We start from the raw sequence: 13,843 nt of genomic DNA, 5'->3' as shown, positions 1-13,843 counted from the left end.
AGGGTACTAGGAGATGGAGAATGATTTCAGGTCGCCCGTCGGAATGAGATCATCGGGGGTGAAGTAAATTGTGTGCGTCCTACCGTCTCGGAACTTATGGGCCACGGTATAGCTATAGTTCACGTAGCCGCTGTTGTTGCCGACGATATCGCGCACGTCTTGACGGTAACCCGAGGCCAGGATTTTGGTACGGTCAACCCCGTCGATGACCACCTTTACCCAGATGCGGCGGTCGTAGTATTGGGGCGAAAAAATCCAACCGCTTAAGGGCGTGTCCGACGCACAGGAATAGGAGGCGCCCGCTGGGTTCTCCCCGAATACGGGCATGAGGAGCGCGGGGGCCCATAGCACCGCCGAGGCGGGCAAAAACTCTGTTGCTTTGGCCCGTACCCCTACCGTAGTAGCCGGGTAATTCCGGTAGTCATATTCCACCGCAGTCCAAATCAGGGAGTGCCACGTAGCGCCCCCATCCAGGGTGTATTCGTGCCCCGAATAGGGCGCGTCCGGGCTGGGGGTAAAGCCGAATTCCTGAAGCTGCTGGCGCACGACGCCGTTGGTGGGCGGGCGCAAGGAGGGCACATACACGGGCGGTACGGCCCCCGCCCCTAAGCCCGCTAAAAAAGCGCGTCGCAAACTCATGACAAGGGCGTTATATAGCATTGAATTTTGCCGTTGCCCCCCACCGCAAAGGAGTACATCAGCTCCCGCCCGCTTTCGTAGGCGCCGCTCACCACTTGAAAGTCAGCTCCCAGGGCCGGGGCGCTGGCCCCGGGGCCTAAGTAGGCCCGTACCACGGTGCCTACTACCTTGCCGCTGGTATCGACCGTGAAGGTTCCGCTCAGTACCGGGGCGTGTTCGGCATCCTCGGCGAACGTAAGCACGGTGCTCGTTTTAAAGACAACCCCACTGCCCGTAGCCGCTTTGGAACGCAAGTCGATGATGGTGGTGGCCGGGTCCGGCACGCAATACGGGTCTACTTCCGTGCCGACCCCTAAAATAACGGTGCCGGGGCCGGCCGTGTAGGTAAAGGGCTGCGCAATCGTGCCGCCTCGGATGAGCGTTGATTCCACGCGCTGAATGTTGCCGTTGGGCCGCAGCACGCACTGGCTTAGCTCGGAATCCACGATGCGCCCCGGTCCGGCCAGGGTGCCGGCCAGGGCGATAATTTCGCTTAGCAGCAGGTCCGGCACCAGCAACTCCAGGTTGTTGAGGTAGACCGTGCAGCCGTTGGCTTTGAGGACCGGGTACTGCTCGAGGGTAACGGGTTGGCGCAGTAATTCCAGAAAGCCCCGGTTCAGGTGGACCATGCCGTACTCGCCGCCGGTGGCATATTCGACGCCGCTGGCCAGGTCGTTGAACTCGCCTTGGCTGTCGGAGTCGGCAAAGAAGGGCAACACCACCACGCTTTTTAGCGTCGCGTTGGTGATGGGCTCCAGCGTATTGGTGCTAATGGTATAGCGAAACAGCCCTGGCTGTCCACTGACCCGCGCCACCTCCGACACGTTGGCCGAGTCGGTATCAAAGGTGGCATACACCACGGGCCCGTTGTTGGGACGGTTGGTGATTTCGTACAGCGGCCCCGGCTCTAGGCTGCCATCCTGGGCGGCCAAGAGCGTGGCGTACGTAACGCTTTTAAGCGGCTGGTAGGTGGGATTGGGCGGGCTAACGGGCTTCCAATGCGCGTTACTAGCCGAGTCGGTCGGCGCCGGGTAGCCGGCTGGGTACGCGCCTAAGGTGAAGTCATGGCGGGCCTCGGCAAACTGCGTCACGTTGCCCGCGACGTACTTCACAATCTCACCGGTTATATACCCGTCTTCGTCGAAAGGATTGAACAGGCGAAAGCCGGCCGCAGCGGCCTCGGCGCTGCCGTAGGGCACCCACTTAGCCGACACCAGGCCGTGGTCGTACTGGCCATCAGCATACACGCGCCACTCCTGGTCGGTTTGGTTTTCGTGATAAACGAGCACCGTTACTTTCTCTTCCGGGGTTGGCGCATACGAGGAATAGCAGATCGTGCCCAGGCAGCAGGTTTCCCGATCCAATTCTTCGCGTACCGCATAGCCGTACTCTTCGTCGGCACGGTAGAGGTTTCGCACAAACTTAACGCCGGTACGGGCGTTGTTGCCGCCGGTCATCATCGCCTCCAGCACCTCGCGCACTTCGCGGGCCCGGGTGGGGCCCCGCTGGGCCAGCTCGGTGGTGCCCCGGTCGCGAAAGGCAGAGCCAATTAAGGCGAGTATCTCAGTGAACGTCATTAGGCAGGGGTATAGCGACTGCGGAGCGCGGCGCGGTCCACAGCCATGGGGAAGGTGAAAGAGATTTCCGGGTGCCAGCCCGCAGCCTTGTCCCGGCCGTAGTCGGTCAGCGAGAGGGAGCTGTTCAAGGCCACGTCCGTGAGCACCTCCTCCAGGCGCAGAATTTCCAGCAGCTCCTCCACGTAGCCGCCGGTGCGGGCCAGTATTTCCGGTTCGTTGCGGGTGCCGGCGTGGCGGCCGTGGCCTGCCGGCATGTCGAGCACGTAGAGGCTCACTTGAAAGGCGCACAGGCCCGGCTGCTTCTCGCTTAGCTCCATCGCGGATTCGAGAAACACCTGCGGGTAGGGCGTATTGCCGGCGCCGCCCTGCTCATCCGGGTAGCCGATCTGGAAATGCTTGATTGGACTGTAGCGGCTCACTACATCCTGGAAGTAAGCGAATAGGCGTGCCTGGGCGCTGTCGGGGTGTTGGGGCGTATCCATGCCACCATCACGGGCGGCGGGCCTGGTTTTCCCGCTCAAAGGCCATGTCTTCTAGCAGTTCCTCAAGTGGCCAAGTGCGGAGCGCACGTACCGTTTCGCCAATGCGGCGGCTGTGGTAGAGCAGAGCCTGCGTAAACGACCCGCCGGTTTGGGCGCCGAATGCAGGCCCTCCAGCAGTTGAAGCAGCGCTGTCTCCGTCTTCAGCTTGGCGACGGAGCAGGCCTGGAGTCGCACTGCATTGGTGCTCCAGACCCGTAAGAAACCCATCACGTAGGGCCAGGCTACCTCCATGGGCAACGAAGCGAAAGCCTCGGCGGCCTCTCGCACGGCCCGGGCATCCTGCCGAGTGCCCCGGCGCTTGAGCAGCACGGCGAGCAGGTAAGGCGCGGCAACAGCCGGGTTGCCGTCCGCTTCGTCGAGGAAGGTAAGTAGCGCTTCGAACTGGCCACCTGATAGCCGCCCAAAGTCCTGGCAGTGCTCATACACGAGGCTGCGGTGGGTGAGCACTGCCGCCGGCTCTCCGGTTGGCAAGCCTGCGAAGAACCAGGGCATTTCGTCAGCAAACACTTTGGCCACGCTCATGTCTGCTTCCAGTACGTCGGCGGGCAGAGCAGTCAGGGCTTGCACGGCACTGAGCAGCGAGAGCTCCGGCCGGCGTTGCTGCTGGAGGCGAGCATACGCTTGGAACGCCGACAAGGGCACCTCATGCCAGCCGGTGGGCAGGTGGCCCGGGTATACCTGTCCCGTTTCGCTATCGGTAATCTTGATACTACGCATAGTTGAATTTCTTTTTGTCTAGGGCTCTGTTGATTGCCTGCACTAGGCAGTCGAGCATGTCATCATGCGCGGCCGTCGGGAACGTGCAGATCTGCTGTAGGAAAGCCTCCACCCAGCCGCCGTCGATGAGCACCACCCGCCGGGCCTCACAGAAAGGCGAGATACCGTTTACCCGGGTGCGCTTGTCATCCGTGGGAGCGGGGGCTTCCACGACGTTGAGTTTGGTTTGCCGCTTGAGCGTCTGGTGTAAGCTCTTGCCGCTGGCCTTAGGCTCGATGTGGAGCTTGCTCTGACTCGTGTAGCCATGGGCCTCGACGTACTTAGGTAGCTTCTCACACAGTTCCGGAAACTCCAGCCGGAACTCGGAGGCATTGCGCACATACAGCGTGTTATCGATATAAGCCGATGCCATGCCGCCGGTGGCGTCGTTTTGCTGCTTATCCGTGTAAGCCGGGTCCGCATCGAATTGCCAAGCAGTGGCCACTTTGCCGGCGGTGCGCTTCTTAAACTCGTCCCAACTGATGACATCAAACCAGGCCTTTTTCAGAATGCCGCCCTCGTCTGGAGCTGGTATCTGAAGTATCTGGCCAGCGTACCCGTAGCTACCTAAATCCTCTTTCAGCGTGGCCAGCGTGCTCCGGTCGAGGCGGTTGGCATCGAGCATGCCGTTCGTGTAGCGCTTCACCAGCGCGGCCGGCTTCACGTTCTTACCCACCTCGCCCGTTACAGAGTCCGGTGTCAGCTCACCCGGTAGGCAGATGTGGTGAAGATTCTTTTTCTTCTTCAGCCACGAGCCGGCCGGGTCGAGTTCGTGCACGCGCTGCATGACCATGATGCTAACGGTGCGCTTCTTATCGGTCTTCCGGCTCGATACCGTCTGCACGTGCTTGAGAGCCTGTTTGCGGGCCTTCTCGTTATCCGACTTCTCCGGGTTGATGGGGTCGTCAATGAGAATAAAGTCGGCGTGCACGCCCGTTACCCGGGCGCCACTGGAGGTAATGAAGCGCTGGCCATTAGCCGTGTTACGGTAGTTGGTCTTTCCGTTTTCATCGGCCTTGAAGGTGATGCGGCCGGGGAACAGCCGTTGGAACTTAGGCGAGGTCAAACAGTCACGTGACTTCAGGCCGTGGCCGATGCTCACGTCCGATGCAAACGAGGTGCTGATCGTTCGAATGCTGGGCTCCATGAGCCAGAGCCAGGCCGGGAAGAGTTGCGTTACGCTTGTGCTCTTACTCGTGCCTGGTGGAATGTTAATGAGCACGTCGGCTTGTGCCTCCCCTCGTTTCCAGCGCTCGTAAATAGCCTGTAGCTCATCGCACAGATATTCGATGTGCCAGTTAGGCACCAACTCCACCGCCTCTATGGTTTCCCACATTTCGAGGAAGAAGGTGTAGAAGCGCTGGTAGCACTGGGCAGCAATTACCGTATCGAGGGGAAGCAGGTTCACGGCTTACTCAGTCTTCAGAAAAGCAGCGTAGGGCTTCAGGTGCTGAATCAGCGCGGGGCGCCCGCCACTACGATACACCCGGCGCAGCTCCCGCAGGTGCCGGCGGCGGGTGAACTTGTTGACCACGAAGTAGAGCTTGTGCCCGGCCATGGGCAGGCCACTGGTGGTGAGCAGTTGCGGATAGTAGCCATTGAGCACGGTGCCGGTCTGGGGAGCGGAACCAGCAAAGGCCGGCTCCGGCATGCGGGCGGCGAACTGACGAAAGGCGGGGTCGAGGTCTGGGGTAACGAGATGCTTATGCATGGAGAGCGTCGTGTATTGACCGGTAAGCGGCCAATTGTTCGGGAGAGAGTTTCTTGGCCAGTTCGGCCGGGTCGTGTTGGGGGGCTAAGGATTCGCCCTTGGTGGTCACATCCACTTTGGTGGTCTGCATGCCGCGCCACTTGGCTAGGTTGTCGAGGGCCGCGTCTTGGTCGCGCAGGCTGAAGGAAGTGCCATTCTTTCCGTCGGTGTGCGTCTTCACCAAGTCGAGCATACCCAGCGACTCAGCTTTGGCCAGATCGAGCTCCATGCGGTATTTCTTCACCTTCGGGCCATCGACTACGCGGAAGGCTTTCGGGTCACGCTCCAGCTTCATGGTCCAGCGCAGAATATCCATGCGCCGGTGCCGCTTCCAGCTCTCGTGCTGGAGTAACTCCTTGGCCTGGTCCTCGGCACTTGTGCGCAGCACGTCCCACGAGCGCACCATCAGCTCGTACTCCCACTCGATTTCCTCCTTCACCTGCTCGATAGCTTTCGGTAGGGGCTGTTGCACCTTCAGCGTCTGCTCGTACTCAACCCGGGTATAGAAATCCTCCAGCGAGGCAGTGGCCACGCGCTGCCAACGAGCCGCGATTTCCTCCGGCCCCATGCACTCACCAAGCAGGTGTTTGATAGCCGCTTGGATGTTAACAGATGTTAACAACCTCGACGCCTGGTGACGGGCTGTTTTTGCGCTGTATTTCGCCTCTACAGCAGCTTTTGCCCCGTTGAACGACAACACGTAGGCCTCAACGAACAATCGTTGCTGAGGCGTAAGATTATGGAGCGGGCTGCTCTTCGTATCCTGGGCACTCATTACTCTGCCTCCGCCTCCAGCTTCGCCACCGAATAGCCAAATACCAAGTAGCCCACCAGACCGGCCCACCAGCCAACGCCACCACCAACGAGCACCGACTGCCAAACATGCGAATGGTGGGCACCGCTCAGCCACCACAGGCCAGCAGCACCCACCAGGAAATGATAGAGCCCCACGTACGGATAGGGGAGAGGGGCAACGAGAAACGTCAGGAAGCGGAGGAGTTTACGCATGCGACAGTGGGAGTGGAAGAATTGAAATTCCACTGTATCACGGGCGGGATGGGGGTTTATCCCACGTCCCAAGGCTTAGGGCCGGGGACGCTTCTGCAACTCTTTGTGCCGTTTCACAAATTGGTAGATCGAGCCTATGGGTCGGCCAAGAACCGTGGCTATGGCAGCGGCGGAACTGGTGGCGTAGTTGAGTTCGATGTAGCGGCGGTCGGAGGTTGCGAAGCCGCGGCGGGTAGTGGTTTGGGGCATAGGCACGGAGCGGGAGCGGTAACGAGGGCAATAGCCTGGTCTATCGTTTCGACGATGTGATAAGGGGTGCCGTTCCAGGTACGGCGAAATTCTTCTTCCCCCGGCGTGAGCTTGCGCTTACTGGGTGGCTGGCTAGGGTCCTTCACCTCCATGAGGAAGGTTCGGCCTCGATAGCCCACCAGCAAGTCGAAGCAATTCTTGAGCTGGTGGAGGTGGAGCACGGAGCAGCCGATGCGACGGAGAGCGGCTACGATGTAGGGTTGGTTCCCGTCGACGCGGGAGGCGGTTCGGATCATGCCCCCATCACGGGCGAAGTCTGACCACCTCCCGCTCGATCAGTTGAGCAGCTTTAGGTTTCCTGCCTCTAGACTTTTGAAGAGCGTGGTGCCTTGGTGCTGAGCATAGGGCAGGAACACTTCTGCTAGCTGCGCTTGCCCGGCCTCGATAATGGCCAGTTGCGCCTGGCACCAATCCTTGATGATGCGCCAAGCCACCCGGCGGGCTTGCGCCTCAGTGCGATACTTGCCGGCAATGTTGCGGTCTTTCTGCATCGCCTTCAGCACACCAGCGACGTTGCAGGGAAGAGTGAAATAAAGCGGCTGCTCATTCACTGCTACCATAAACGTCACGGCATCAGGCTCTCCGATCTCATTAAAGTCAATCAGAATCTTCCTGCATCCTGCCTTAGCGAGAATGCCCTGAAGCTCACCAACGGTTTTACCGGCGTCGATGGTAGTCGTATAGTTGAGAATACTCATGTTGATTTTGCTTTTGGTTGGCATCGACTTGGGAGGCGATGCGGAGTGTCATTTAAACTAGAATATATTGTTTAAGTGAGGGTGGTGTGAACATTAATTGCTACTATTGTTAAAGTATTATATATGTATTATTTCATGTACTCTCCCTCCAAACATAAACCCTCCTTTCAATTCACTTCTGAGCACTGGCGAGCGCTAGTACTGTGCGTGATTCTTGCTTTATGTTCGGCTCTAGAGTGCCTAATCTGAGAGCAGGTGTAGCTCATGCGGCTTCACCTCCTTCCTTCGCAGACCAGGGCAAGCCTGTATTGGGGTCGTGGTTCATCCACGATTCAATTTCATGCGTGCTCCAGCCGTGCACGGTATAGAGGGCATCTTTGAGTCGCTCTAACTGATGTTGCAGCTCCACCACGTCCGGCGTCATGTCGAGTACGATAGCGGAACCTGCTTGCTGGCTCTTGACCACGTTTTCCACTACATCGAGCAGGCGCGGCATCCACGCCCGGGCCGTCAGAGCAAACACTGCATTCTCATGCGAGAGCTTATGGCCAATGTGGGTTAGGTCGGAATTGAGATCCGGCTGGGCCATCAGACCGCAGCCGACCACGGAATTGGGAGCAGTAACCCGCCATGGAGCGGGGGTAGCGGCTTGGCAGGCTTTACGCAGAATCTTGATAATGTTGAGGTTAATCCGGGTCATAGGGTGGGCTTGGAAGGTTGTACTAGGGCCTGACGGCGGTTGATTTCCTTGTGGATAAGCGTGGTAGCCAGCGGGTCGGCCGAATAGATTTTGAGGAGTTCTGGCAGCCGCTCAGAAGCTTGGGTGCGCAGGTACTCGCGAATTTTGGTGGTACTCATTCGGCTTGGATAGTATTCTTAATCACGCCTCCAGTCAGGGGCATGGCTCGGGAACTTAATGTCGTTGAACATGGCCCGGATGCGGCTCTCTACCCGGTCTTGGTAGCGTTCCTTGATTTCAGCCCACATCAGGTTGGTCGTGAGGTGAGTAGCGCCAATCGGCAGCGTATGGGCCTTATCGTGCCGGTTGCTCAGAATATCCGCCATGGGGTTGCAATAGTTACCCATATGCTGAGCCGAGAAATTCTCAGTACCCAAGTCGTCGAACAGGATGCCGACTTGGTTCTGGCCCCAGGTGTGCAGCGCATTCACCGAGTCGAGCAGGTTGTAGAGGTGCTTAATCGACTTCTTACCGCTTTCCTCGTAGGCATCCGACACATCGCGACAGGGCACTAGGGCGAAGCTTTGGCGGCTGTTGCTGCTGAACATCGAGAGAATGGTGCTCTTGCCGCACCCCACGTTTCCCCGCAGCATCAGCCCCTTGCCTAGCTTCAGATCGTATTCGGTTTCAAACCGGGCATCGTGGGCGAAGTAGAGGCACAGTTGCCAGATTTGAAGGCGGTTGCTCTCATCGATGACAAACTCGGGGCGAGGCTTCGCTTCGTGCTGCACGTGGTAGTCCGCCCGGCGTTTGAAGAGCGTGAACCACTCCTCCGCAGTGAGTTGGGCCGGAAACTCCGGCCGCTTGGTTTTGGCGGTATACCACGTGTCGTACGCCGTTTGGTACTTGCGGGCTCTGGCCAGGGCCAGTGCTTTGTCAATAGCAAACTGTTCCTCCTCGGGGGTGAGAGGCAACTCTCGGGCCTCATTCGGGGTGAAATCTGCTACATAACGAACACGAGCGCCGCTCAGCTCCAGCGTCAACGGAGCACCTGCCAGTGGCACCTCTCGGCTAATGGTCATTGTCGAAATCCCGCTGTCCTGGCGTGCTGTATCGATCTCGGCTTTGGCTTGACGCAGAGCGCTGGTTAGCGGCTGAAGCATTGTTTTCGAGAAATTTGAAGGATTTAATCAGGGCTTTCCAATTCTGGCAAGGCATTCGGCTCTTGCCAATCACCCAGCCCAGCGGTTCGTACCAATCGAAAAACAAGTGGCCTTTGCCCGCCTTGGGGTGGTTGATGCGAGTGAGGTAGTCATCAACCATTTGCACATCCCGCGGCCGGGCTAGCCAGCGGTGGTACTCGTCATCGGCCTGGCGCTCATCGACCACTACCGGCCGCACCGGCCGCTCGTCGGCTTCCATGTTGGCCGGCGGTGCCCCGCCCCCCCTGGTGTGCGGAGCCCACGCGCTGGAGGTGGCAGACACTAACTTTACTTTGTCCTGCTCTTCCAATTCAAGTGCAATTGCCTCGCGCGGCGCGGCGGCAGCCGCCTCTCTCACTTGGTCGTCATTGGTCGTCATTGGTCGTAGACAACTCTTAGCAGTTTCGCTAAGACCCTCTTGCGGTTTTGCTAAGACCCTCTTAGCGTTTTGGTAAGAGGGTCTTAGCGTTTCGCTAAGAGGAGTGGTCTTAGCACTTTGCTTAGAGGTATAGCGTTTTGCTAAGAGCAATTGCGCCGCCTCAGCATTTTGCTCTGAGCCGTACACGGCTCGCGTGGCCATGGTCGGGGACAGTTCCCGGCGGTTGCCCAGGTCGGGCCGGTGGCATACATCGAGCAGGCCCGCCTCATAGAGCCAGAGTAGGTTCCGCGAGACGGTAATGGCATGGGAACCCAGCCGCTCGGCTAAGCTTTGATTGGTAATCCAGCAGCTATCCTTGCCACCGTTTTCAAATAGCTCACACACCTCAATGAGCGCGGCCTTCGGGCCGGCCGGAAATTTCTTGAGGGAGTTGAGCGCTTGGCGAATGGGAAGCATGCGGCGGGAAGGGGACGGAGTACTGGAGCCACCCACGTGGGCAGCCATCATCGGCGCGGTACTCACGGGCGGGGCGGGAACTCGTCCCGTTTGATAGTGAAGCATCCCATTAGAATAAGCTTGTTTGGATAGGGAGTTGAGACTGGAGCAAGGTTTCGAGGCGGGCCAACGTGGCGTAAGCACAGGCGAGCTGATGGTCCTGTTCTTCCTTCATTTTGGCCACGATGCGCGGGTCGGTTTGCAAGGCCCGCCACTCGGGGTACTTGCGCTCCCGAAGCTTGATTTCCCGCTTCAGGTCCGCTATTTCGTCGGCTAGGGTAATGGCTGGCATACGGCTATGGAAGTTGAGGGCAGTAAGCCCCGCTACTAGGCAGGCCTGGCAACGGGGCTTTGTGCTAGGCGGCAAGCGTTTGATTGTCTTGCAGATGCTTTTTGCGGGCCTCCTTGGCCGCATATACATCCACATCCTTTTGCAGCTGCTTGGCTTCCCCTACCCAGATCTTCTGCAACTCCTCCAGCGTTTCCGCCTCCTTAATCACACTCAGCACCGTGGCCTTAGCCAGCCACTCCTCCGCTTCCGCCTCGCCGTTTTGGTCGGGTGTAACGTAGGGAGCCGGGGCTACTGAAGCCGGCGGCGCGGGCTCTGGCGCGGCCGGCGGAGAGGGGCGGGGCTCCGGAGTTGGTACTGGCGCAGCGGCCGGCGGCTGGTCGGCTGGGCGGGCGAACTCGTCTGCCTCATCTTCCCCATACACGCCCAGCTTATAGAAGCCCAGGAGCATGAGCACGGCCCGACCCTTGGCTCGTTTCTCGGCTAACTCAGCGTAGTAGGTGACTTTGCTATTGGACTTTTGCGCGGACCCGAGGGTTTCCACGCTTATTTTCTTGGCGGCTTTCGCGCCCTCAGGCTTAACCGTGCGGCTAGCCGTGGCCTTTACAATAGCGAAGTCGAGGCCGGCGGCTTCTACATTCAGCGAGATGTGAATGTTATTCTTGCCTTGGATTTTCTCGATACCGGTACGGCCGATGATCCACTTCTTGCTCTGGTTCTGCTGCCAGACATCGGCTTGCGTAAGCCCATTGGCGTGGCAGAGGGCCCAAAAATCTTCGTCTTTTTTAGCGGTAGTATTAGAAGTACTCATTATATTTGTGACGTTCTGAAGAAATTATAGGATTTGAAGGGCGACGTCGGACAGGGCGGCGCCCTTCCTTTTTTCGGGCTAGGGGTGCAAAAAGGCGTCAATCATCAGGGCCAATAGGCCACTCATGAGCAGCCCGCTCAACACGCGCCAAACAACCGGGGAAACATGACAGAGAAGCTTTTCCATAGCTGGAGGCAGATTAGCAGAGGTTGAGCACGGATTGAGGAAGGGGCAAGCCGTGGGCGGCGCGAGGACGCCGCATTTCCGATTGCGCAGCGGCATGCACCTGCTTTTCTAAGTGAGTAGCGACACGAGCGCCGGTGCCCATCATGGTTTCCGAGCAGATGTAGCGACCGTTGTCGGTAGCCGTAACCGTGGTTTCACGCCGGGCGTGGTTCTTGGTGGTGGTGAGGGTAAGAGCCATTGGACAGAATGGATTGGGGTGAAAAGAAGAATGGAAGGATTAAGCGGCTTGTGCCATTAGCGCCTCTTCCCGCTGGGCGAAGGCGGCGGCGAGGAAATCGTAGTACCATCGGAGTTCAAGTGGATGGAGCTTGTAGGCAAAGGCCCGCACGTAGCTGAGCTCCTTCGGCTCCAGGCAGGCCTCGTGCCCGGCTATCAGGCTCCGTAGCTCATTCATCGGCAGCACGTCACAAGGCACCGCTACTTGGTTGCGGAGCTTGTCGCGGCACGTTTTGATTCGAGTAAGCAGGCCTAGTTGCTCGGAAGCACTCCAGCCGGGGTATTGCTCCGTGCGTTCGGCCACGAGCGCGGAATGCGCAGCAAGTAGCAGCGGATTAGTAAGCCAAAAGGCGAGGGCTTCACGGGTCGGCAGGTGAGCCGGCACCACGACGAAAGCCGGATTGCGGGAGGCGGTTGCGAAATCCATCTTGGACAGAAGAGGAAGGCAGGAAGAAAAAACTAGGAGATCAGCCGCATAGGGGCCTGGGAGTAGGGGCTGAGTCGGCGGGAAAGCTTGTAGTCGATGCAGCTCTTGCGGGAGTAGCTTACTGACCGGCCGTGCTTGCTGTATTTGAGGAGGCTGCCCGGACGGTCTCGCTCCTTAATCAGGGTGTCGCGGGACTTAATGCCAGTAATCCTTAGCGCCTCGTGCGTGTCCACTTCGTCATTCACCGATTCGACATAGGCCGTTAACCGCTGTTCCATCTGAAGCATGCGCTGGCTAAGCTCGTGGAGCTGAGTAGGCAAGGCAGCTAGTTGTTCGAGACTAGTCATATCGAATAACAGTGAAATGCGTGATGAAAAGGGAAAAACGTGATAAGTAGAACAAAAAAAGTTACACTCTTGGATGCTGCATAGCTTGCTGACTCAACCAAGCTGCTACAACCTCATCAATGCGAGGCCGCTTGCCTGTTGCTAGTTGAATTCTGGATTGCTCTGCTTTTAGGGCACTTTCTGTTTGTTCGTCAACTACGGCACGGACAGCGTAGGTTTTAGAATCTGTGGCTTTAGGCATGACAGTATTGCGTTATATGATGAAGCAAAGATATGTTACAATGCGTGATAAAGCAATACATGTTGTCACAATCTTTCACACATTGTGACGGATTGAGTTGATTTGCTCCCGTAAATCACACTTATCACATGACTGCTACGCGTTCGGCTCGCTTAATTCAACTTCGTGATGCTGCTGATTTAACCATGGAAGAGGTTGGAGAAGCAATAGGAATGAGCCGACAGACGATTTACCGCTATGAATCCGACAACAAAAGCAAAATTCGACGCTCGGTACTTGAGAAGCTAGCTAAGGTTTATAAGACCACACCAGAGTTCATAGAGTCAGGTCAACACCCTAGGCCAAACACTCCTGGGCCCAATGATACTGTTGCCTTTATAGATACTAGCACATTGAAGTTTATTGAGTTACCCTTCATCATTCCCGCCGCTTACGGCTCTTTCCTCAACAGTTGTCATGACCGTAACTTTGGCGACTTTGACACTATAAGCATTATTAAGCAGCCTGGTGCCGATTATAAAGGTGCTGTTGTCTTAGAGGTGCGCGGCAATAGCATGGCCCCGCGCTACCCGGACCGTTCTTGCCACGTGGTACGTCCCGTATCCGATGGAAACTGGCAGCATGCCTTAGGCGTGCATGCTATCTCGCTACGTAGCGAGATGTTTCTTATCAAGCGCATCGTGAGCAACCTCAACGGCATGCTCAAGTTGCGCTCTGATTCCAACGGAGAAGAAATGGAGATTCAATTGGGAGATATCAACTGCATGTGGAAGGTGGGTGAAGCCACTTTTATGCCAGCTGAAGATTGATACTCTAACTACTGCCTGTTACCTCCTAGTATGAATAGTAATTAACCTTTGAGCTTATTTGTATGAAAGACTTCAGCCCAGAAGTGCAGGCAAATTATCAGCTTTACGAGCAGTTATTATTGGGCGGCAAGCTGACTGAAGGCCGTGGTTTCTTAGTAACCAATTTAAAACCGTCGAGTGTTAGGTGGAAAGTGGATCGATTACCGGTCGAGCACCTTTTTGATGCCACTCAACCTGGAGTATTGCATACCGAGATTAGCATTCACCAAGAAACCAAGTTTAAGTTCCTGCTATTTGGACATGCGCTTATGTCCACACCATTGGTAAATTATGATTCGCTGGGGCCAACTCACCGTAATGATCGCAATGTACCCTTAGTTGAAC

Annotated in this window: 21 protein-coding genes; 2 read left to right on the top strand and 19 right to left on the bottom strand. The window is 57.3% G+C overall.

Features of this window, described 5'->3' with window-relative positions; genetic code table 11:
* Window positions 1–6: 6 nt before the first annotated feature.
* From ACFE7X_RS15880 to ACFE7X_RS15790, 19 genes are all read right to left on the bottom strand, one after another.
* Window positions 7–639, bottom strand: a complete 633-nt coding sequence (locus ACFE7X_RS15880; RefSeq protein WP_375436664.1) for a hypothetical protein — start codon at window positions 637–639, stop codon at window positions 7–9.
* Window positions 636–2,255: a hypothetical protein gene (locus ACFE7X_RS15875; RefSeq protein WP_375436663.1), complete on the bottom strand. Its 1,620-nt coding sequence runs from the start codon at window positions 2,253–2,255 to the stop codon at window positions 636–638. The genes ACFE7X_RS15880 and ACFE7X_RS15875 overlap by 4 nt, the downstream gene beginning before the upstream one ends.
* Window positions 2,255–2,776: a hypothetical protein gene (locus ACFE7X_RS15870; RefSeq protein ID WP_375436662.1), complete on the bottom strand. Its 522-nt coding sequence runs from the start codon at window positions 2,774–2,776 to the stop codon at window positions 2,255–2,257. Before ACFE7X_RS15870 ends, ACFE7X_RS15875 begins: the two co-directional genes overlap by 1 nt.
* Window positions 2,777–2,788: 12 nt before the next feature.
* Entirely contained in the window at window positions 2,789–3,514 is a 726-nt protein-coding gene (locus ACFE7X_RS15865; protein ID WP_375436661.1) for a hypothetical protein, read from the bottom strand.
* Entirely contained in the window at window positions 3,507–4,961 is a 1,455-nt protein-coding gene (gene terL / locus ACFE7X_RS15860; protein WP_375436660.1) for a phage terminase large subunit, read from the bottom strand. The genes ACFE7X_RS15865 and terL overlap by 8 nt, the downstream gene beginning before the upstream one ends.
* Before the next feature lie 3 nt (window positions 4,962–4,964).
* The gene (locus ACFE7X_RS15855) at window positions 4,965–5,264 is read right to left on the bottom strand and encodes a hypothetical protein (protein WP_375436659.1); all 300 of its coding nucleotides are present in this window, start codon (window positions 5,262–5,264) and stop codon (window positions 4,965–4,967) included.
* Entirely contained in the window at window positions 5,257–6,078 is an 822-nt protein-coding gene (locus ACFE7X_RS15850) for a terminase small subunit (protein WP_375436658.1), read from the bottom strand. Before ACFE7X_RS15850 ends, ACFE7X_RS15855 begins: the two co-directional genes overlap by 8 nt.
* A complete protein-coding gene (locus tag ACFE7X_RS15845) occupies window positions 6,078–6,311 on the bottom strand; it encodes a hypothetical protein (RefSeq protein ID WP_375436657.1) in 234 nt (77 codons plus the stop codon). Before ACFE7X_RS15845 ends, ACFE7X_RS15850 begins: the two co-directional genes overlap by 1 nt.
* Window positions 6,312–6,469: 158 nt before the next feature.
* Complete coding sequence (locus ACFE7X_RS15840) at window positions 6,470–6,856, bottom strand: hypothetical protein (protein ID WP_375436656.1); 387 nt, start codon at window positions 6,854–6,856, stop codon at window positions 6,470–6,472.
* A 39-nt stretch (window positions 6,857–6,895) separates the two neighbouring features.
* The gene (locus ACFE7X_RS15835) at window positions 6,896–7,342 is read right to left on the bottom strand and encodes a hypothetical protein (RefSeq protein WP_375436655.1); all 447 of its coding nucleotides are present in this window, start codon (window positions 7,340–7,342) and stop codon (window positions 6,896–6,898) included.
* Between the two features lie 238 nt (window positions 7,343–7,580).
* The gene (locus ACFE7X_RS15830) at window positions 7,581–8,018 is read right to left on the bottom strand and encodes a hypothetical protein (RefSeq protein ID WP_375436654.1); all 438 of its coding nucleotides are present in this window, start codon (window positions 8,016–8,018) and stop codon (window positions 7,581–7,583) included.
* Window positions 8,015–8,176 carry a hypothetical protein gene (locus tag ACFE7X_RS15825; protein ID WP_375436653.1) on the bottom strand — a complete coding sequence of 54 codons (162 nt, stop codon included), beginning with the start codon at window positions 8,174–8,176 and terminating at the stop codon, window positions 8,015–8,017. Before ACFE7X_RS15825 ends, ACFE7X_RS15830 begins: the two co-directional genes overlap by 4 nt.
* 18 nt (window positions 8,177–8,194) lie before the next feature.
* Window positions 8,195–9,079, bottom strand: a complete 885-nt coding sequence (locus ACFE7X_RS15820) for a hypothetical protein (protein ID WP_375436652.1) — start codon at window positions 9,077–9,079, stop codon at window positions 8,195–8,197.
* Window positions 9,069–10,139 (bottom strand): hypothetical protein, encoded by a 1,071-nt coding sequence (locus ACFE7X_RS15815; protein ID WP_375436651.1) that lies wholly within the window; start codon window positions 10,137–10,139, stop codon window positions 9,069–9,071. The genes ACFE7X_RS15820 and ACFE7X_RS15815 overlap by 11 nt, the downstream gene beginning before the upstream one ends.
* Window positions 10,140–10,143: 4 nt before the next feature.
* The gene (locus ACFE7X_RS15810; protein ID WP_375436650.1) at window positions 10,144–10,365 is read right to left on the bottom strand and encodes a hypothetical protein; all 222 of its coding nucleotides are present in this window, start codon (window positions 10,363–10,365) and stop codon (window positions 10,144–10,146) included.
* Window positions 10,366–10,429: 64 nt separating this feature from the next.
* Window positions 10,430–11,173, bottom strand: coding sequence for a hypothetical protein (locus ACFE7X_RS15805; RefSeq protein ID WP_375436649.1), 744 nt, complete (start codon window positions 11,171–11,173; stop codon window positions 10,430–10,432).
* 199 nt (window positions 11,174–11,372) lie between these two features.
* Window positions 11,373–11,597, bottom strand: coding sequence for a hypothetical protein (locus ACFE7X_RS15800; protein ID WP_375436648.1), 225 nt, complete (start codon window positions 11,595–11,597; stop codon window positions 11,373–11,375).
* A 39-nt stretch (window positions 11,598–11,636) separates the two neighbouring features.
* On the bottom strand, window positions 11,637–12,062 hold the full coding sequence (locus ACFE7X_RS15795; protein WP_375436647.1) for a hypothetical protein: 426 nt from the start codon (window positions 12,060–12,062) through the stop codon (window positions 11,637–11,639).
* A 32-nt stretch (window positions 12,063–12,094) separates the two neighbouring features.
* A complete protein-coding gene (locus tag ACFE7X_RS15790; RefSeq protein WP_375436646.1) occupies window positions 12,095–12,409 on the bottom strand; it encodes a hypothetical protein in 315 nt (104 codons plus the stop codon).
* 369 nt (window positions 12,410–12,778) lie between these two features.
* On the opposite strand from ACFE7X_RS15790, the gene ACFE7X_RS15785 reads away from it, so the two are divergent.
* Window positions 12,779–13,459, top strand: a complete 681-nt coding sequence (locus ACFE7X_RS15785; protein ID WP_375436645.1) for a helix-turn-helix transcriptional regulator — start codon at window positions 12,779–12,781, stop codon at window positions 13,457–13,459.
* A 62-nt stretch (window positions 13,460–13,521) separates the two neighbouring features.
* Window positions 13,522–13,843, top strand: a 322-nt coding sequence (locus ACFE7X_RS15780; protein WP_375436644.1) for a hypothetical protein, incomplete at its 3' end; no start/stop codon positions are given.

The sequence above is a fragment of the uncultured Hymenobacter sp. genome, assembly GCF_964242765.1.
In the GTDB taxonomy this organism is placed as follows: Bacteria; Bacteroidota; Bacteroidia; order Cytophagales; family Hymenobacteraceae; genus Hymenobacter.
This window is presented reverse-complemented; position numbering and strand designations above follow the sequence as displayed.